The organism is Streptomyces sp. NPDC036822 (genome assembly GCF_055609145.1).
The window spans coordinates 59,006-77,925 of record NZ_JBVJPY010000018.1 but is presented as its reverse complement, the minus strand read 5'-3'; the positions used below and the strand labels follow the sequence as shown (position 1 = coordinate 77,925).

General features: G+C 73.8%; 18 protein-coding genes. 8 read left to right on the top strand and 10 right to left on the bottom strand.

The features are described 5' to 3' along the window. Positions 1-616: 616 nt before the first annotated feature. Both ACZ68P_RS30100 and ACZ68P_RS30095 read right to left on the bottom strand, forming a co-directional pair. Complete coding sequence (locus ACZ68P_RS30100; RefSeq protein WP_471011726.1) at positions 617-2,032, bottom strand: HEAT repeat domain-containing protein; 1,416 nt, start codon at positions 2,030-2,032, stop codon at positions 617-619. Positions 2,033-2,275: 243 nt separating this feature from the next. Beyond that, positions 2,276-2,668, bottom strand: a complete 393-nt coding sequence (locus tag ACZ68P_RS30095; RefSeq protein WP_471011724.1) for an ankyrin repeat domain-containing protein — start codon at positions 2,666-2,668, stop codon at positions 2,276-2,278. Between the two features lie 397 nt (positions 2,669-3,065). On the opposite strand from ACZ68P_RS30095, the gene ACZ68P_RS30090 reads away from it, so the two are divergent. Together ACZ68P_RS30090 and ACZ68P_RS30085 are read left to right on the top strand one after the other, a co-directional pair. Next, on the top strand, positions 3,066-3,260 hold the full coding sequence (locus ACZ68P_RS30090; protein ID WP_361232465.1) for a hypothetical protein: 195 nt from the start codon (positions 3,066-3,068) through the stop codon (positions 3,258-3,260). Between the two features lie 37 nt (positions 3,261-3,297). Further along, positions 3,298-5,154, top strand: coding sequence for a hypothetical protein (locus ACZ68P_RS30085; protein ID WP_471011721.1), 1,857 nt, complete (start codon positions 3,298-3,300; stop codon positions 5,152-5,154). Between the two features lie 287 nt (positions 5,155-5,441). On the opposite strand, the gene ACZ68P_RS30080 is transcribed toward ACZ68P_RS30085, so the two are convergent. Beyond that, on the bottom strand, positions 5,442-6,947 hold the full coding sequence (locus ACZ68P_RS30080) for an SCO1417 family PLP biosynthesis transcription factor (RefSeq protein WP_471011719.1): 1,506 nt from the start codon (positions 6,945-6,947) through the stop codon (positions 5,442-5,444). A 102-nt stretch (positions 6,948-7,049) separates the two neighbouring features. Between ACZ68P_RS30080 and yczE the strand changes: the two genes are divergently transcribed. The 4 genes from yczE (at position 7,050) to ACZ68P_RS30060 (ending at position 10,548) form a co-directional block, all read left to right on the top strand. Then, a complete protein-coding gene (yczE, locus tag ACZ68P_RS30075) occupies positions 7,050-7,727 on the top strand; it encodes a membrane protein YczE (RefSeq protein ID WP_471011717.1) in 678 nt (225 codons plus the stop codon). Continuing rightward, positions 7,724-8,485, top strand: a complete 762-nt coding sequence (locus ACZ68P_RS30070) for a glycerophosphodiester phosphodiesterase (RefSeq protein ID WP_471011716.1) — start codon at positions 7,724-7,726, stop codon at positions 8,483-8,485. The genes yczE and ACZ68P_RS30070 overlap by 4 nt, the downstream gene beginning before the upstream one ends. Positions 8,486-8,526: 41 nt before the next feature. Further along, the gene (locus ACZ68P_RS30065; protein WP_471011715.1) at positions 8,527-9,918 is read left to right on the top strand and encodes an MFS transporter; all 1,392 of its coding nucleotides are present in this window, start codon (positions 8,527-8,529) and stop codon (positions 9,916-9,918) included. A 255-nt stretch (positions 9,919-10,173) separates the two neighbouring features. Next, entirely contained in the window at positions 10,174-10,548 is a 375-nt protein-coding gene (locus tag ACZ68P_RS30060; protein WP_026278069.1) for an RNA polymerase-binding protein RbpA, read from the top strand. A gap of 94 nt (positions 10,549-10,642) precedes the next feature. Here ACZ68P_RS30060 and fxsA read toward each other — a convergent pair whose 3' ends face one another. The 4 genes from fxsA to ACZ68P_RS30040 form a co-directional block, all read right to left on the bottom strand. Next, complete coding sequence (gene fxsA / locus ACZ68P_RS30055; protein ID WP_471011712.1) at positions 10,643-11,239, bottom strand: FxsA family membrane protein; 597 nt, start codon at positions 11,237-11,239, stop codon at positions 10,643-10,645. Positions 11,240-11,286: 47 nt separating this feature from the next. After that, entirely contained in the window at positions 11,287-12,066 is a 780-nt protein-coding gene (locus ACZ68P_RS30050) for a polyprenol monophosphomannose synthase (RefSeq protein ID WP_365722477.1), read from the bottom strand. Between the two features lie 553 nt (positions 12,067-12,619). Then, positions 12,620-14,245: an amidohydrolase gene (locus tag ACZ68P_RS30045; protein ID WP_471011709.1), complete on the bottom strand. Its 1,626-nt coding sequence runs from the start codon at positions 14,243-14,245 to the stop codon at positions 12,620-12,622. 10 nt (positions 14,246-14,255) lie between these two features. Continuing rightward, positions 14,256-14,696, bottom strand: a complete 441-nt coding sequence (locus ACZ68P_RS30040) for an Lrp/AsnC family transcriptional regulator (RefSeq protein ID WP_024760806.1) — start codon at positions 14,694-14,696, stop codon at positions 14,256-14,258. Between the two features lie 225 nt (positions 14,697-14,921). Here ACZ68P_RS30040 and ACZ68P_RS30035 point away from each other — a divergent pair, with 225 nt between their 5' ends. Then, positions 14,922-15,290: a hypothetical protein gene (locus ACZ68P_RS30035; protein ID WP_365722481.1), complete on the top strand. Its 369-nt coding sequence runs from the start codon at positions 14,922-14,924 to the stop codon at positions 15,288-15,290. Positions 15,291-15,515: 225 nt separating this feature from the next. Beyond that, entirely contained in the window at positions 15,516-15,788 is a 273-nt protein-coding gene (locus ACZ68P_RS30030; RefSeq protein WP_471011706.1) for a hypothetical protein, read from the top strand. Here ACZ68P_RS30030 and ACZ68P_RS30025 read toward each other — a convergent pair. The 3 genes from ACZ68P_RS30025 to ACZ68P_RS30015 all read right to left on the bottom strand — a co-directional run bounded on the left by ACZ68P_RS30025 (position 15,751) and on the right by ACZ68P_RS30015 (position 18,737). Further along, positions 15,751-16,923, bottom strand: a complete 1,173-nt coding sequence (locus ACZ68P_RS30025; protein ID WP_471011704.1) for an acyl-CoA dehydrogenase family protein — start codon at positions 16,921-16,923, stop codon at positions 15,751-15,753. The two genes, ACZ68P_RS30030 and ACZ68P_RS30025, sit on opposite strands and share 38 nt — an antisense overlap. A gap of 234 nt (positions 16,924-17,157) precedes the next feature. Further along, positions 17,158-17,298: an SCO1431 family membrane protein gene (locus ACZ68P_RS30020; protein WP_471011703.1), complete on the bottom strand. Its 141-nt coding sequence runs from the start codon at positions 17,296-17,298 to the stop codon at positions 17,158-17,160. Between the two features lie 74 nt (positions 17,299-17,372). Then, on the bottom strand, positions 17,373-18,737 hold the full coding sequence (locus ACZ68P_RS30015; RefSeq protein WP_471011702.1) for a C39 family peptidase: 1,365 nt from the start codon (positions 18,735-18,737) through the stop codon (positions 17,373-17,375). Positions 18,738-18,920 lie beyond the last annotated feature (183 nt).

The following is an 18,920-nucleotide window of genomic DNA, read 5'->3' as shown; positions in this document are numbered from 1 at the left end:
TCCCATTGTGGCCGTCGGGGTGTCGGGTGACAGCGCGGCGAGGCCGGCGTTCAGCGCGTGTGCGGTACGGGCGGCCGAGAAGGGGCGCCGGCCGCCCGGTGCCGCAGCCCCCTCCCGGCCGGCGCGAGCACCCGGGGCAGCAGGTCGTGGCAGCGGCGGGCGACCCGCCCGGTGTCCCTGGTGGCACGCCGGAGCAGGGCGTCCGCACGGCCGGGCGGCGGCTGGTCGGACGCGGTCGAGGGCGGAGCGCCGTGGGCGAGGGCGCGGTCCCTCAAGGCACGGGTCCTGGGCCGCGAGCGGCGCGTGGCAACGCGCGGCGATGACACGGTGGCGCGCTCGCCCGGAGGAAGCCGGTACGCGCTTCACATCGTCCGGTCGTCGGTCCGGCGGTGACGGTGAGCGGGAGGCGGGCGGCGGCGTGGCGCGCGGTCACCGCGTGGACGACGGTGTCGACGGCCCGCGGCCGGCTGCCGCCGGGCGCGGAGCGAGAGCGGGCGGGGAGCCTGCCACGAGGGCTCGGTTCGCCTCCAAGCGTTCGCCCCGGCGTCCTCCCCGGGGCGGGGCCACGTCGGCGGGTCTCCCCCGCCGCAGGCCGCGCCGCCCCGGGGTGGTGCGGTCAGACCTGCAGGTCCGGCCCTATCCGGTTGCGTACGGCCGTCTGGACCTCGTCCTCCTCGGCCGGGTCGGCGGCCAGGCGCCGCAGTCGCTCCGCGACCCGTACGTCACCGGTCTCGGCGTGCAGCGCCGCGATCTCGCGGGTGGTCTCCTCGCAGTCCCAGAGGCACTCGACGGCGAAGCCGGTCGGGTAGGTCGGGTCGGTGGCGGCGAGGGCGCGGGCCGCGCGGCCGCGCAGCTGGGAGGAGGCGGTCTCTCGGTAGACGTGGCGCAGCACGGGGGCCGCGCAGGCGATGCCGAGGCGCCCGGTGCCGTCGACGAGGGGATAGAGGGCGGGCGCGTCGGGGCCCTGGGCCCGGACGGTCTCGCGCAGGGCGCCGAGGACGAGGGGGGCGTCCTGGGCTCCGCCCCGGCAGGCGAGGACTCCCGCGGCGGCCGTGCCGAGCGCGTCGGGCCGGTGGATCCAGCCTCGGGCGCGGTCCACGGCGGGCTCGCCGCACATGCGCTCGAAGGCGGAGACGGCGGCCTCGGCGACGGTGCGGGACCCGCTGCCGGCGGCGGCCTCGACGAGGTCGAGCACGGCGGGGTCCTTCGCCTCGGCGAGGTAGTGCAGGGCGGCGCAGCGCGCTCCGTCGGTGCCGCTGCGGGCGGCCTCGACGATGAGCGGCCGATCCTCGGGTCCGGCGACGGCGGTCAGGCAGCGGGCCGCCGGTCCGTGCAGGACGGCGCCGCGCGACAGACCTTCCTCGGCCCAGTCGAAGACCGCCTGCACGCTCCAGCCGGGCCGGGGCCCGCTCGGCCGCATCTGGCGCTGCCAGCGGTCGAAGGAGCCCTGTTCGCGGGCGACCCTGACGCGGCCGCCGACGGCGTCGCGCCGGTCCTCGGCCCACAGCCGCCACGGCCGGGGCTCGTAGGCGTCCCGTACGGCGGTCGCGAGCTCGGCGTCGCCCTCGGCGGTGGCCGGGAAGCGGGCGAGGATCGGGACGGCGAGGGAGCGCAGCCCGGTGTCGTCGTCGCGCAGGGCGAGCTCGTCGAGCGCCCAGGCCCAGTTGGCGCCGGTCGCGGCGTAGCGCCGGAGCAGGGCCAGGGCGTCGCTGCGGCCGTAGGAGGCGAGGTGTCCGAGGACGGCGAGCGCGAGCCCGGTCCTGTTCTCCTCGGCGTCGAAGTGGTCCTCGGCGCCGAAGAGGTGGGCCTCGATCTCCTCGAGCCCCCCGTGCAGGTCGAGGTACAGGCGTGCGTAGTAGAGGGAGCGGTTCTCGACCTGCCAGTCGTGGCGGGGGTCGTGGAGAACGCAGTGGTTCAGGGCCGCGAGGGCCTCGGCGCGTGGCGCGGCGAGCGCGTGCAGGGTGCCGTCGCCGCGGCCCCTCTGCAACAGGCCGAGCAGGGTGCCGCTCGGCGCTATGACTGGATCGAACATGGAAGATGCCTCACATCAAGCTGTCGACGCAACCGGGGAGTACCGGGGACTGGTGATCGCCTAGGCCGCGCAGCAACATGGAGGGCCGCCCGTCGTCCTTCGCTTGGTGTTGACCATCTTCCTCTGCCTCTCGTCGGTGGCCCCTTGCGGGCCCGACGTCATGATGACCCAGCCATTTCGCCACCGCGACCACATTTACGACACCGCCCTCACCTGGGGTTCAGTGCCCGTTCACCCGTCGCTTCACAAGGCGCCGAACAGTTCGAGGAGTTCTGTCTTCCCAAACATCCGAGCAGTATCCACGGCGGACGGAGTCCCCGCTTCCGGATTTGCCCCGCCGGCGAGCAGCGCGCGGACGACGGCGTCCTCGCCCTTGAAGACGGCGCCCGCGAGCGGGGTCTGACCCCGGTCGTTCGCGCGGTCGGCCTCGGCGCCACGAGCCAGCAGGGCCGCCACGGCCTCGGCGTGGCCGTGGTAGGCGGCGAGCATGACGAGGGTGTCGCCCTTGTCGTTGGTGAGGTTCGCGGGGACACCCGCGTCGACGTAGGCGCCCAGCGCCTCGGCGTCCCCGGTGCGTGCCAGGTCGAAGACCTTGCCCGCCAGCTCGACGACCTCGGGATCCGGAGTCTCACTCATCGGACGTGTCCGCCTTTCGTTCTCGTGACCGCTCTGTTCCCCGGGCGGCCGGTTCCCCGCCCGCGGTGATGCGTACCGCGGGCGATCCGTACCGCCCCTGACCTGCGCACGGCCGGCGCGCGGCCGTACGAGTGAATCGACAGGGTACTGCCCGTCCGGCGACATGACCCGGCCCGTCCGCGGCAAGGATCACCGCAGCTCGGACCGGGGCCGGAGGGGTCCGAAGACGCCCGCGGACGGCACCCCGCGGGCGTTTCGCCACTCGGGCGAGCCCCGTCATCCCCCAGTCAAGTGAAATCGCTGGTTTTTCACCCGAATGCACCTTTAATCACATAGATACTTTCTGTGAACCTGGAAGGACTCATGGTGACTGTCCCCCTCAACCAGGAGAACTCCAATGATCCTGTCCATCTCAGGCGTGGTCCTGCTCGGCATCATCTGCTTCCTGTTCTTCAAGAAGGACGGCCTCAAGGCATCCCACGCCCTGGTCTGCTCGCTGTTCGGGTTCTACCTCGCGGGCACCGCCATCGCCCCCAGCATCACCGCGGGCGGCCAGAGCCTGGCCAGCCTGCTGGGCGGGATCAAGTTCTGACGCCCCTCAGCCCCTTCCACGACTCCAGGAGTACGACGTGGCCCGGCGACCACTCCCCCGCATTCTGAGCAGCGGCAGCGCCCAGATCGCTCGCAGCCGAGAGATCGCGCGCACGGCCGCCGACAGCGCCACCGACGTGCTCCATCCGCTGATCACCGTCACGCGTGGTCTGCGGAAGCTGGCCGCGACCGCGCGGGCCGGATGGGCCGCGACCCCCAAGGAGCGGCGCGGTCCCACGCTGTTCGTGGTCGCGGCCTGCGTCGTCGCCGTCGCCCTCCTCCCGTACGGGCCGCTGCTGGCCCTTCTGTCGGTGATGGGCGCCGCGGCGTGGAAGGGGCATGAGCGCCCGGTCGTGAGGACCGGGCCCGACGACGCCGAGATCGAGCGGCTCAAGGGCCTGTACGAAGCGCTGGTGCCGTACTTCTCCGTTCCCGAGGACCCGGCTCCGCTCTTCTCGCACGGCGGCGACTGGAGCGGCGCCTTCGGGGACCCGGCCTTCGACGACGCCGGGCGCCTCACCCGCCTGCGCATCAGATACCCCGCGTACTTCACGGACGGGGAGGCCCACTCCCGCGCCCGGATCGAGCAGCTGCTGCACGCCAAGTCCGGACGCGGCCGCGAGTACCTCTTCGACTGGGACGAGGAGGGCAACCAGCTCGTCATGAGCGTGCTGCCCGCCCTGCCCACCACGATCGCCGCCCAGCGTTTCGTCACCGTCCCGGGCGAGACGGTCCTCGGCTTCACCGACCCGGAGGCCGTCCAGCGGACCGTTCCGGTCCTCACCGCCGACGGTCCCGCCGACGCGCCGCCGGTCGTCTGGCGCACCGGCCCCCGCTCCACCGAGCCGCACCTGCTGGCCGTCGGCCAGCCCGGCGGCGGCACGACGTCCCTGCTGCGCTCGATCGCCCTGCAGGCCCTGCCGCACGGCGATGTGCTGGTCATCGAAGGGGGCGGCACGGGCGAGTACGCCTGCCTGACCGGCCGCGCCGGGGTGCTGGCCGTCGAGTGCGGCCTCGCCGGAGCCCTGGCGAGCCTGGAGTGGGCGGCGCACGAGACCGAGCGCCGGCTGATCGCGGCGAACCGCGCCCGTCAGGCGGGCCACCCCGCGCCCGAGGACACCAGGCGGCCCCTGTGGGTCCTGCTGGACCGGCCGAGCATCCTCGGCCACCTCGCGGCGGCCGACGGCCGTCCGGACCCGCAGGACCTCCTCCAGGTGCCCCTGCGCCACGGACGGGCGGCGCAGGTCACGGTGGTGATCGCGGAACAGTTCGACAGCGCGGACGCCCTGAGCGAGACGGTACGGACGCACACGCGCGCCCGCGTCGTGCTCGGCCCGGCCTCGCCGGAGCAGATCGAGTGGGTCCTCGGCGCCGCGCCGCACACCACCCCGGTCCCCGCCGTGCCGCCCGGCCGCGGGTACGCCCGCCTCGGCACCGGCCCGGTCCTGCGCCTCCAGGTGCCGGCGACGCCCGACCCGTACGACGACGCGACGAGCGAGGCCCACCGCCAGGCCGTCCTTGAGCTGCTCCCGGAGCGCCAGACCGCCATGGCGGCGGCGATCGCACCGGCCCCCGGCTCGGCCCCGGACCCCGGCCCGCTCCCCACCGCGGACGCGGCCGCCGCCCCGGCTCCGTACCCCGGCGACACCCTCGGCGCGGCCCCCGGCCACGGCGAACTCCCGACCCCCACCCCGGCCGCCGCCGCGGTCCCGGACCACGGGGCCCTGCCCGCCCCGGCCCCGCACCCGGACGCCGTCCCCGCTCCGGAGCCGGGCCCGGCTCCCGTGCAGGCGGCCCCGCCGCTGCCGCAGCACGCCCCGAGCGCCGGGGCGGTGGTGCCAGCCCACGCCCCGGATCCGGGCCCGCGGCACACGCCGGTACCCGCCGAGGGCTGAGCGGCTCGCGCGATCCGCGCGGAAGACACCGATGGGCCGGTACGGACGATCATCCGTACCGGCCCATCGGTCTCGAGACCGACCAAGGCCCCCCGACGGTCCTCCGCCCCGTGACGGACGACCGTTCCTCCGGTCCCGAGTCGAGCGGCCGGAGGCCGGGCCGACGGACAGCCCGCCGGCCCCCGCCCCCGGCCCTGGCGCGTTGCGCACGTCCCGTCCGGCCGGGAACGCCCGGCCCGTGCTCCCCGTATCCCTTCGGGCGGGCGGCGCTCCTTCCGGGACACGCCCTACGCCACGAACGTCCTCGGCGGCTCACTGCCCGTCGCCGCCCCCGCGCCCGACTCCACCAGCCGGGCCGCGGCGGCCAGACGCGCCGCCGCCTCCTCCGCGACCGGGCCGCCGACGGTGAACGGCAGGCGGACATAGCCCTCGAAGGCGCCGTCCACGCCGAAGCGCGGGCCCGACGGGACCCGTACGCCGACCCGTTCGCCCGCCTCCGCGAGGCGGGAGCCCGACAGCCCGCCGGTGCGGACCCAGAGGGTCAGCCCGCCGCGCGGGACGTCGAACTCCCACGTGGGCAGCTCGGCCCGCACCGCCGCGACGAGCGCGTCGCGGTTCTCCCGGGCCTGCTGACGGCGGATCGTGACGGCCTGCTCCCAGCCGCCGGTCCGCAGCAGCCAGTTGACGCCGAGCTGTTCGAGGACCGGGGTGCCCAGGTCGGCGTAGGCACGCGCGGCCACCAGCGAGCGGATGACGTCGGGCGCGGCCCGGACCCAGCCGATGCGCATGCCGGCCCAGAAGGCCTTGCTGGCCGAGCCGACCGTGAGGACCGTCGAGCCGGCCGGGTCGAAGGCGCAGACCGGCCGGGGCATCTCCAGACCGTCCTCCAGGTGCAGCTCGGACATGGTCTCGTCGACGACGAGGACCGTACCGGCCGACCGGGCCGCGTCGACCAGCTGGCGCCGCTGGTCCTCGTCGGCCAGGGCGCCCGTGGGGTTGTGGAAGTCGGCCACGACGTAGGCCAGGCGCGGGGCGGCGTCGCGCAGCACCTGGCGCCAGCGGTTGAGGTCCCAGCCGGCCAGGCCCTCGGCCATGGCGACCGGGACGAGCCGGGCCCCGGCCTCCCGCATGAGCTGGAGGATGTTGGCGTACGACGGCGACTCGACGGCGATCCGCTCGCCGCGGCCGGCGAAGAGATGGCAGATCGCGTCGATGGCGCCCATCGCGCCCGTCGTCACCATGATCTGCTCGGGCATGGTCGGGATGCCCCGCTCGGTGTACCGGTCGGCGAGCATCTGCCGCAGCGCCGGCAGTCCGGCGGGATAGTCCCCGTGCGTGTGGGCGTACGGCGGCAGCTCCTCCAGGGCGCCCTGGATGCCCCGGGTCAGCCACGGCTCGGGCGCCGGGAGCGCCGCGCAGCCGAGGTCGATCATCGAGCCGAGCGACTCGGGGGGCAGCGGTTCGAGGCCGCGCGCGGGCAGCGGGTTCCCGGCGGGTACGGCGGTCCAGCTGCCGGCGCCGCGCCGCGACTCCAGGAAGCCCTCGGCGCGCAGCGCCTCGTACGCCGCCGCCACCGTCGTACGGCTGACGGTCAGCGCCAACGCGAGTTCCCGCTCGGCGGGCAGCCGGGCGGCGACCGGAACCCGGCCCTCCAGAACGAGGAGGCGGATGCCGTCGGCCAGCGCGCGATAGGCGGGCGGCTTGCGGGTGCCCGGTCCGGCGGGACGGGGCTGCTGCGCCTTGAGCTGGCGCGCCAGCTGCGCCGGCCCGACCGCCGAAGTCCACTGAGCCATGGAATTCAGTCCACCTTCCTCGAATTGGCCATGGTTGGCATCGGATCCCCCGCCACAGAGTGACATGAGTCAGTCCACCACCACCACACAGGGGGGCACTCGTTGTCCATCACGACCTTCGCCTCCGGCCTGCGCGGCCGGCGTCTGAGCCGCCGGCTCGCGCAGCTCTACATCGGACTGGCCCTCTACGGCATCAGCTCGGCGCTCCTGGTGCGCGGCGGGCTCGGCCTGGAGCCCTGGGGCGTCCTGCACCAGGGTCTCGCCGAGCGGACCGGACTGACGATCGGCGTGGTGTCGATCCTCGTCGGTGCGGCCGTGCTGCTGCTGTGGATCCCGATCCGGCAGAAGCCGGGGCTCGGCACCGTCTCCAACGTCTTCGTGATCGGCGTGGCGATGGACGGCACGTTGGCGCTCGTCCCGGAGGTGCGGGGCCTCGCCTGGCGGATCGCGCTGCTGGTCCTCGGGATCGTCCTCAACGGCGTGGCCACCGGGCTCTACATCGCGGCGCGCTTCGGTCCGGGCCCCCGCGACGGTCTGATGACCGGGCTGCACCGCCTCACGGGCCGCTCGATCCGCCTGGTGCGCACGGCGATCGAGGTCGCCGTCGTCGCCTCCGGCTTCCTGCTGGGCGGCTCGGTCGGCGTCGGCACGGTCCTCTACGCGCTGGCCATCGGACCGCTCGCGCAGTTCTTCCTGCGCCGGTTCGCCGTCCCCGAGGAGGACGGAAGCGGCACCGTGGTCGCGTCCGGGACACCGGAGCAGGCCATACTGCGGCGGTGACTCGACGCCACCCCTATCTGGACCACCCCTCCCCCATCCCGTTCGCGCACCGCGGCGGGGCGGCGGACGGCCTGGAGAACACCACCGCGGCCTTCCGCCGCGCCGCCGCGGCCGGCTACCGCTACTTCGAGACCGATGTGCACACCACCGCGGACGGTGCGCTGGTCGCCTTCCACGACGCGACGCTCGACCGGGTCACGGACGCGACCGGCCGGATCCGCGACCTCCCGTGGGAGGCGGTGCGCGAGGCCCGGGTCGGAGGCAAGGAGCCGCTGGCGCTCTTCGAGGAGCTGCTCGACGAGTTCCCCGAGGCGCGCTGGAACATCGACCTGAAGGCGGAGTCGTCGCTGGTCCCGCTGGTCGACCTGATCCGCAGGACGAACGCCTGGGACCGGGTGTGCGTGGGCTCCTTCACCGAGAGCCGGGTCGCCCGGGCGCAGCGCCTGGCGGGGCCCCGGCTCGCCACCTCGTACGGCGTGAGGGGTGTGCTCGGCCTGCGGCTGCGCTCCCTCGGCATTCCGGCGGCGCTGCGCGCGGGAGCGGTCGCCGCCCAGGTGCCGGAGCGGCAGGGCGGCGTGACGGTGGTGGACCGCCGCTTCGTCCGGGAGGCGCACGCGCGCGGCCTGCAGGTGCACGTGTGGACCGTCAACGATCCGGTGCGGATGAACTCTCTCCTCGACCTGGGGGTCGATGGCATCATGACCGATCATCTGGAGACGCTGCGCACGGTTCTCACGGACCGGGGGGCCTGGGTCTGAGCGCGCGTCCCGTCACGGGGACGAACAGGGGGGCCGCGGCCTTGACCGCCAACACAGCCGAGCCGACGGAACCGGCCGACGGGCCGCACCCCGAGGACGACGCCCACCGCGCCGGTCCCGCCGAGCGCCGCCGCGAACAGCGGGGCTGGTACTTCTACGACTTCGCCTGCTCGGTCTACTCGACGAGCGTGCTGACGGTCTTCCTCGGCCCGTACCTGACCTCGGTCGCCAAGGCGGCTGCGGACGCGGAGGGCTACGTCCACCCCCTGGGCATACCGGTCCGGGCGGGCTCGCTCTTCGCCTACGCCGTCTCGCTCTCGCTCGTGGTGGCGGTGTGCGTGATGCCGCTGGCGGGCGCCGCCGCGGACCGTACGGGACGCAAGAAGCCGCTGCTCGCCGTCTGCGCCTATCTGGGCGCCGCGGCCACCACCGGCATGTTCTTCCTGGAGGGCGACCGCTATCTCCTCGGCGCGTTCCTCCTCATCGTCGCGAACGCCTCGCTGGCCGTCTCGATGGCGCTCTACAACGCCTATCTGCCGCAGATCGCCGAACCCGACGAGCGGGACGCGGTCTCCTCGCGCGGCTGGGCCTTCGGCTACACCTCGGGGGCGCTGGTCCTCGTCCTCAACCTGGTCGTGTACTCGGGGCACGACTCCTTCGGGATCTCCGAGGGGACGGCGGTGCGGATCTGCCTGGCCTCGGCCGGCCTGTGGTGGGGCGCCTGGACCCTCGTACCGCTGCGCAGGCTGCGGGACCGGCGGGTGCGGGAGGCCGGCGGCGAGGGGGCGGTCGGCGGCGGGTGGCGGCAGCTGCGGGCGACGCTGAAGGACATGCGGCGCCACCCGCTGACGCTCTCCTTCCTGCTGGCGTACCTCGTGTACAACGACGGCGTGCAGACGGTGATCTCCCAGGCGTCGATCTACGGCTCGGAGGAGCTGGGCCTGGAGCAGACGACGCTGATCACCGCGGTCCTCCTGGTCCAGGTGCTCGCGGTGGCGGGGGCGCTCGGCATGGGGCGGATGGCCCGTGCGTACGGCGCCAAGCGCACGATCCTCGGGTCCTTGGCCGTCTGGACGCTGATCCTGGCCGCCGGGTACTTCCTGCCGGCCGGCGCGCCGGTGGCGTTCTTCTGTCTGGCGGCGGCGATCGGGCTCGTGCTCGGCGGGAGCCAGGCGCTGTCCCGTTCGCTCTTCTCGCATCTGGTGCCGCGCGGCAAGGAGGCGGAGTACTTCTCGGCCTACGAGATGAGCGACCGGGGCCTGAGCTGGCTGGGGCCGCTGGTCTTCGGCCTCGCGTACCAGCTGACGGGGAGCTACCGGGATGCCATCATCTCGCTGGTGATCTTCTTCCTGGCCGGTTTCGTCCTGCTGGCGCGGGTACCCGTACGGCGTGCCGTGGCCGCCGCGGGGAACCCGGTTCCCGAGCGGATTTAGACGCGGAACTCAAAGGGCGGTAGTGTACGCCTTTGGCCTGCCAGGCGGACCGTTACTGCGTGCTGCTTTGGTGAAAACGCTGGGTGACATCTGCTGCCAGATGTGACAAACCGGGCACTGGTGGGTAGAACAAGGGGCGGCACGACGGGCGACGCATGACCCGGAACGGGAATCTTTACCGCCGACCGGACGTTGACCGGATGACGACGACAGCGACACCTGTCCTGTGGGCGACAAGCCCGGGAGGCACGATTCATGAGTGAGCGAGCTCTTCGCGGCACGCGCCTCGTGGTGACCAGCTACGAGACCGACCGCGGCATCGATCTGGCCCCGCGCCAGGCCGTGGAGTACGCATGCGAGAAGGGCCATCGTTTTGAGATGCCCTTCTCGGTGGAAGCGGAAATTCCGCCGGAGTGGGAGTGCAAGGTCTGCGGAAGCCAGGCACTTCTGGTGGACGGGGACGGCCCCGAGGAGAAGAAGGGCAAGCCGGCGCGAACGCACTGGGACATGCTGATGGAGCGGCGGACGCGTGAGGAACTGGAGGAGGTGCTGGCCGAGAGGCTGGCGGTCCTGCGGTCCGGCGCGATGAACATCGCCGTCCATCCTCGAGACAGCCGCAAGTCCGCCTAGCGGGGGACGACACGGCAAGGCAACGCCGCGGGGCCCGGTACACGATCCGTGTACCGGGCCCCGCGGCGTTCTCATGTCAGGGGGCGGCGGCGGGTCAGGGAGCCAGCGGCGGGCGGGGGGCCCGGGGGTCGCGAGGACCGGCCTGCGGCGCTTCGTCGCGGATGACCTCGCCCGGCACCACCTTGCCGTCCGGGCGGTGGATACGGGCCTGCTGGAAGGCGTCCTGGAGGCCGCCCGCGCGCGCGGCGCTCATCCGGCGCTCCACGGCCGTCTCGGCGTACCGCCCCAGGAGCGAGCGGACGGGCGGCACGAGGAGCAGCAGACCGGCGACGTCGGAGATCAGCCCCGGCAGCATCAGCAGCAGTCCGCCGAGCATCAGGAAGCCGTTGCGGTCCTCCGTGCCCACGCGGTCCTGCGCCGTGGGCGCGCCACCCGCCTGGGCCGCCGCCTGCGCCCGCTCGAAGGTCTCCGTGAGGTTCCGGAAGGCGCGGCGGCCCGCCCGCTTGATCACCACGGCGCCGAGGACGGCGCCGCCGGCCAGCAGGGCGAACACGGTCAGCCCGCCGGCCGCGCCGGCCACCAGCGTCAGCAGCCAGATCTCGAGGACCAGCCAGACGGCGAGGGCCAGAGGCAGGAACGTACGCGCGCGCGAGCGCTTGGGGGCGAGAGGGGGCGGTGCGCCTGTCGTCATGGTCCCCAGTGTGCCTGGCGCCCCGCAGGAACGTCGTAAAGGACGGATCAGTGCGCGGACTTGCGGCCGAGCAGCTTGCCGACCTTGTTCGCGCGGGCCGTCAGGCCCCAGCCGGTGACCCGCCACAGGGCCTCGACCAGGATGTCCTTGCTCATCTTGGAGTCGCCGACCTCGCGCTCCACGAACGTGATGGGCACCTCGACGACATGGAAGCCCGCGGCGACGGCGCGGCGGGCCAGGTCGACCTGGAAGCAGTAGCCGGCCGAGGCGACGTCCTGCAGGCCCAGGCCCTCCAGGGTCTCCTTGCGGAAGGCGCGGTAGCCGCCGGTCACGTCGCGGATGGGCACGTCGAGCATGACGCGGGAGTAGAGGCTGCCGCCGCGCGAGATGAACTCACGGGACTTGGGCCAGTTCACGATCCGGCCGCCGGGGACCCAGCGGGAGCCGAGGACCAGGTCGGCGCCCTTGAGCGCGGTCAGCAGCCGGGGCAGCTCCTCGGGCTGGTGGGAGCCGTCGGCGTCCATCTCGACGAGGACGCCGTAGCCGTTCTCGATGCCCCAGCGGAAGCCGGCGAGGTAGGCGGCGCCGAGCCCTTCCTTGCCCTTGCGGTGCAGGACGTGGACGTGGTCGTCCTCGGCGGCGAGCTCGTCCGCGAACTTGCCCGTGCCGTCGGGGCTGTTGTCGTCGGCGACGAGGATGTGCGCCTCCGGTACGGCTTCCCGTACCCGCGAGACGATGGGCTTGACGTTCTCCGCCTCGTTGTAGGTCGGGATGATCACCAAGGCTCTGCCGAGCGGGCCGTAACGCCTCTGGCCACCGTCGTTCACTGCTGCCCCTTCGGATACATACGCGAACCCCCACCTTAGCGAGCCCCGGGCGCGGCTCTGCGCCGACGGGGCTGGAGAGGGGCGGAGCGTCACGCGACAGGCCGTGGAAAGCGCCTCGGAACGGGCCCGGGACGCCCGCGCGGGGCCCTGCGGATCGGGGCCCGGCGTCCTTCGGGCCGACCTGGTCCCCGCTGGCTGCGGGTCGACCGAGAGCCGTTGTCTACTGAACGTCCGGGCCCCACCCGGGTCCCACCCTCCGCCGGAAAAAACCTTCCCTCGCCCCCGAGGCGCGGGCGCTGAACCTGGTTCGCGGTGCTGGTGCGCCGGTGCGGCACACCACCTCCTGACCCAGCGGCGTTCGACGACTGCGTGGAGGTTCGAAACCGGTCGGACGTCCTGTGGTGGACTCGCCGAACCTACCGGCCGGTGGCGGCTCGCTGTCAACACTCGCGCGACCTGCGCAGATGAGGGATACCTCCTGGTCAGTGGGGAGGCGGCGCAGGTCGTGGCAGAACGGCGGGAACATCGATCGGCGGTACGAAATGTCCCGATGTCACTCGTTCGGCCGCTCGTAGACCGTTTGCCCCGAGACCACCGTGCGCAGGCAGACGGGGAGTTCGCCGCCGGGGGTCAGATCGGGCAGGCCGGGGGTGCCGGAGCGGGGGTCGGTCGACCAGCGGGCCACCCGGTCGTCGGGGGCCTGCACCACGAGTGCGCCGGTGCGCCAGACCGCGTAGTCGGCGGGTGCGCCGGGCACGAGCGTGCCGGCGTCGTCCCGCCCGACGGCCCGCCAGCCGCCCCGGGTGTGGGCGGCGAAGGCGGCGCGCACCGAGATCCGGTGGTCGGGGGTGCGGTGGAAGGCTGCGGCCCGGACCGTACCCCAGGGGTCGAGCGGGGTGACGGGGCTGTCCGAGCCGAAGGCCAGCGGCACCCCGGAGCGCAGGAGGGCGGCGTACGGGTTGAGGGTGCGGGCCCGCTCGGCGCCGAGGCGTTCGGCGTACATCCCCTCCTCGCCGCCCCAGGCCGCGTCGAAGGCGGGCTGCACGGAGGCGGTGAGGCCGAGTTCGGCGAAGGCGGCGATCGTCTCGGGCGTCAGCATCTCGGCGTGCTCGACGCGGTGCCGTGCGGCCCGGACGCGGGCGAGGCCGAGCTTCTCCGAGGCGGCGCGCACCCCGTCGACCACGGCGGTCACGGCGGCGTCGCCGATGGCGTGGAAGCCGGCCTGGAGCCCCGCCTCGGTGCAGGCGACGACATGGGCCGCGATGGTGGCGGCGTCCAGGTGGGCGACGCCGGTGTGCGCGTCGGCGGCGTCGGCGTAGGGCTCGTGGAGGCAGGCGGTGTGGGAGCCGAGCGAGCCGTCGGCGAACAGGTCGCCGGCCGCGCCGACGGCGCCGAGCGCGCGGGCCCGTTCGATGTCGAGGTCGGCCCAGTAGCCGACGACCCGGGGGCCGGGCTCCTCGCGGGCGAGGTCGAGCAGGGCGGTGAAGTCGTCCTCGGAGGAGATCCGCGGGCCGCCGCACTCGTGGAAGGTGCCGATCCCGAGCGAGGCGGCATGGGCCCGGGCGGCCCGCTGGGCCTCGGTGCGCTGCCGGGGCGAGAGCGCGGCATAGGCGGCGGCGCGGACGGCGTGGTGGGCGTCGCCGGTCAGCGGCTCGCCGTCACGGAAGCCGTCACGGCCGCGGATGCCCGGGACGAGGTCGAGCAGCGCGGTGGTGACGACGGCCGAGTGGACGTCGACGCGGGTGAGGTAGAGCGGACGCCCGCCGGTGAGCGCGTCCAGCTCGTCACGGCGCGGCGCCCGGCGCTCGGGCCAGCGGGAGGCGTCCCAGCCGTGCCCGATCAGGATCCGGTCGTCGGGGCGGGCGGAGGCGTAGGCGCGGATGCGTTCCGCCGCCTCGTCCAGCGAGCCGGCGGAGGAGAGGTCGAGCCCGGTCAGCGCGAGACCGGTGGCGGTGGTGTGCACGTGCGCGTCGACGAACGCGGGCGTGACGAGGGCGCCTTCGAGGTCGACCACGTCGTCCACGCCGGTCGCGAACGCGTCGGCGGCGCCCTCGGAACCCACCCAGGCGACGTGTCCGCGCTCCACCACCATGGCGGTGGCGAAGGGGTCGGCGGGACTGTGCACCTCACCCCCGCGCAGCAGCACGGTGCGGTGTTCGTTCTTCAGGCTGTCGGTCATGGTGACCAGGTTAGATACGTGGCGGCCTGGCTTCGTACGGGGTGGACAGGACGACGGTGGTGCGGCTGGAGACGCCGGCCTGCGAGCGGATGCGGCTGAGCAGGTGTTCGAGCTCCAGCGGCGTGGCGACGCGCACCTTGAGGATGTAGTTCTCCTCGCCCGCGACGCTGTGGCAGGCCTCGATCTCGGGGATGTCGGCGAGCCGGTCCGGGGTGTCGTCGGGCGCGCTGGGATCGAAGGGTTTCACCGAGATGAACGCGGTCAGGGGCAGCCCGACGGCCTCCGGGTCGACGACGGCGGCGTAGCCGCGGATGACCCCGCGCTGCTCCAGGCGCCGGACGCGCTGATGCACGGCCGAGGTGGACAGGCCCGTGGCCTTGCCCAGGTCGGTGTAGCTCATGCGCCCGTCCTTGACGAGCAACTCGACGATCTGACGATCCAGCTCCTCCATGCGGTCAACCTATTGCCCCGGGAGGTCATCGGCACAGTCGGCGGCGGCCGGTTTGAGCGGCTATGGCCATCCACGCGGCACCTGCGACGAGCATGTGACGAACGCCACAGGTTTGCGGAAAGGTCGACAGCCGCCCTCACGATTATGCGGTCGGCCGTATGGGAATTGCTTGTGTTGGTCGAGGCCACACGTACTTGGTCGACCCACCCAAGGGGGAGATTCTCCATGCAGGAGCCTGTTGATTCGGTCGAGGCGGCCGACGAGTTCGACGCGTACGACACCTTCGAGATGTACCGGGTCGTCTGCCCGGACTGCGTGCAGCCCATCGCGCTGCTCGCGGACGAGGACGTACTGCCGGAGCACGCGCTGTGCCCGACGCCGTGGAACCCGTTCGTCCTCACGGTCTGCCCCGGCACCGGCCGCGCGGCGTCCGACGCGCGTCCCGCCGACGAGACCCTCGAGGTGCTGGAGCAGGACACGGCGCTCCTGCTGACGCTGCCTCAGGGGCTCGACTGGCGGACGCAGCCCTTCTCGCACGTCGGCGGCCCGGGCTCGCGCCCCCTCAAGGTGCCGAACATGCGACGCGCGGCCTGAGCCGCACCCGTCGGCACCTTCGACGGTGACCCCCCGTCGGGGGTCACGCGTTGACGGCGCGTCACCTGACGTCACCGGGGGCCGGATCATGACGCGTCCGGCCCCGTACGGCCGTCGCGACGGCCGGGGGAGACGGCTCGTGGGCGGAGCGGCGGGTAGCCCTCGAACTGTCGCGCGCATCGTTCCGGCGGTGTCCCCCGCCCGGCGGGGCGCGTTGGGCCGGTCATGACGACGCTGTACACCGCTCCGAGCGGCTACGGGCGACGGCGACTCATCGAGCCGCGCGTTGAAGAATCGGTTCCCCATCCGGCGCCGCACCTCACCGACCCGCCCATCTACAAGGCGCTGCTGCACCAGTGGGCCAGCCACGGCCGCACCCTTCCGGGCCGCAACGACCAGGAGTGGAACCGGCTGGCCGCGGCGCCGGTCTGGGCGGACCGCACCGTGCGCGCGAGCGGCGTCAGCGGGACTCTGGTCCGACGAGGTGACGGGCGATGACCATGCGCTGGATCTGATTGGTGCCCTCGACGATCTGCAGCATCTTCGCCTCGCGCATGTAGCGCTCCACCGGGAAGTCCGCCGTGTAGCCGTAGCCGCCGAGGACCTGGACGGCGTCGGTGGTGATCCCCATCGCCGCGTCCGTGCAGAAGAGCTTCGCCATGGCGGCCTGCCGTCCGCAGAGCCGGCCCTCGTCGCGCAGCCGCGCCGCCTCCAGGTACAGCGCCCGGCCCGCCTCGATCCGGGTCGCCATGTCCGCGAGCAGGAAGCGCAGGCCCTGGAAGTCGGCGATCGGCCGGCCGAACTGCCGGCGTTCGCGGGCGTAGGCGACGGCCTCGTCGAGTGCCGCCTGCGCGAGCCCGACCGCACAGGCCGCGATCCCGAGGCGGCCGGAGTCCAGGGCCGACAGGGCGATGGCGAACCCCTGCCCCTCCTCACCGATCCGGCGGGCGTCGGGGATCCGCACCCCGTCGAAGTGCAACTGGGCGGTGGGTGAGCCCTTCATGCCCATCTTGCGCTCCGGAGCGGCCGCGCTCAGCCCCTGGGCGTCCCCCGGGACCAGGAACGCGGTGATCCCCTTGGGCCCGTCGGCGCCGGTGCGGGCCATGACCGTACAGAAGTCGGCGATCCCGCCGTGGGTGATCCACGCCTTCGTGCCGGTGAGCACCCAGTCGTCGCCGTCCCGGACCGCCTTCGTGCGCAGGGAGGCCGCGTCGGAGCCGGAGGCCGGTTCGGAGAGGCAGTACGCGCCGAGGAGCCCGCCGCCGAGCATCGCGGGCAGATGGGCGGCCCGCTGCTCCTGGGTGCCGAAGCCCGCGAGGGCGTGGCAGGACAGGGTGTGGACGCTGACGCCGAGGCCGACGGTGAGCCGGGCCGCGGCGAGTTCCTCGAGGACCTGGAGGTAGACGGCGTAGGGCTGGTCGCCGCCGCCGTCCTCGGAGCCGTACGGCAGGCCGAGGAGCCCGGAGGTGGAGAGCAGCGAGAAGAGGTCGCGGGGGAAGCGGCCGGCGGCCTCCTCCTCGGCCGCGCGGGGCGCGATCTCCCGCTCGGCGATGTCGCGGACCAGGGTGAGCAGCTCCCGGGCCTCCTCGGTGGGCAGCCGGCGGTCCACGGTCTGCGGGGCGCGGTCGGGCATGGCGGCGCACTCCTCCCTGTCGGGGGGCAGCGGCGGCGCGCGCGAGGGTTCGGGCGGCAGCCGGCCTCGGTCGGTCTGCGCCGATGCTCCCCCGTGCGGATCACGCGAGGGGGTGCCCGGCGCCCGTGGCGGAGGGAGTATGCCCGTTCGGCGGGCCCCGGTCACACGACCGGGCCGCGTCACGGCGTCCCGAGGAGGCCGAGGGGCGGCGTCAGGAGCGCGGGGGCGCCCCGGTCACAGCAGGCCGATCCGGGTGACGAGCATGGCGAGGACGACGACCAGGGTCCAGCCGAGCACGTGCTCGAGGATCTTCGGGCCGTCGTCCTTGGGGCCGCCGGTGCGGGCGCGGGCGGCGGAGTGGGTGGTGGCGGTCATGGCCACCACAGTGCCAGCGGGGGCGGCCCGGGGGTAGAGACGTTCCTCACGCTCCCCCGGACCGCCGTCCGGCGTCAGCGGACGCCGACGGCCGCCAAGGCCTTGCGCTGGGCGGGCGTCGGCCGGTCCGGGAAGTAGAGGTAGCACACCCCTCCTGTGCCGGAGACCACTTTCCCGCCGGCGTTGTACCGCTTGGTACGGAGCCAGATGTTCTCCCACTCCCGACGCCGGTAGACGCGGCGCACGGCGGCGTTGTCCGGTGACGCCGGGTCGTTGGCGATCACGTCGCCCTCCGCCGTGAAGCCGATGACGGTCATCAGATGGCCGGCGGTGCCGTAGCCGGCTCCGGTCAGCTCCTCCTTGAGGAAGGACTGGGACGTGACGGCCGGGATGCCCGCGCGGATCAGGGTCTCCAGGTCGGTGAGCGAGCCCAGCCGGGTCACCACGGCGTTCATGTCCGGATAGGTGGCGGCGTAGGCGGCGTTGAAGGGCCAGTTGCCGCAGCCGTCGTACTGGTGGTCGAAGGTGAAGCGGGCCGCGTGGCAGACCTGGGGGTCGGCGTAGGCCGGATCGACCCAGGCCAGGTCCTCCGCGCTCGGCCGCCTTCCCCAGTACTCGACGATCATCTGCGAGGAGGTGGGGCTGCACCACGCCTCGCCGCCGTTGTCGTACTCCGGGTACTGGCCGGCGTGGATGTTCTGGGAGTAGCGCGGGACGACCAGCTCGTGGGCGAGGGCGGGCACGGAAGCGGGGACGGTGAACCGGTCCGGGACGTCGGAGGCCATCGCGCCGAGCCGCCACACCATCGGCGTGAGGTCGGTGCCGGGCGTCCGGTGGAGCGTCACCCGGAGCTGGTACGCGGCGAGCCGCAGCCCGCTCGCGGCGTCGTCGACGGAGAAGGTGTCGGTCCAGACGGAGCCCTTGCCGTCGCTCTGGTCGTCGACCGAGGTGCGCCGGATGTCGCCGTCCCCCGCGGCCCAGCGCCCCATCGTGAACCAGGGCGTGGCGGTGGCGTCGTCGTAGGCGCCGCGCAGCTCGATCTGGATCCAGGTCCCCGGCGGGGTGTCGGCGTTCCAGGAGGCGATGACCTCGGTGGCGGGGACGGTGGAGAGGTGGACCGGAGAGGTCCAGGTCGCGTACTCCCAGGTGGAGGTGGTTCCGGTGTGCGGGTCGGTGTAGTCGGTGCGGCCGGCCGGGGCGGCGATCACCAGACCGGGGCGGCGTCCGGCGACGGCGCGGGTGCCCGCGGCGTGGCCGCCGCGCCAGTCGGTGTACGAGGTCCAGAAGTGGTTGTCCACGAACGCGGGCGCGGCGGCGCGGCGCGCGGCCCGGCTCTCTCGGGCCAGGGCCCCCGCCGGTGCGGCGGAGGCCACGGCGGTGCCCGCGGCGGCGGCCAGGGCCGCGGCGAGGACGGTTCTGCGTGGGGTGGACTCGGTCATGGGCGGTGACCCCCGGTCGAGAACGGCGTGGGCGGACGGACGGATGCGCGTATCCGGGCGATGCGGGGACCACTATCGCGGTTCGTGGAGCGCTTCTGCCAGCGATTCGCCGCGCGTCGGCCGACCGATATTGGTCGAGACCGGTGGCGGCGGCAAGGTCCTGACCTGCGGCGGGGGCCCGCC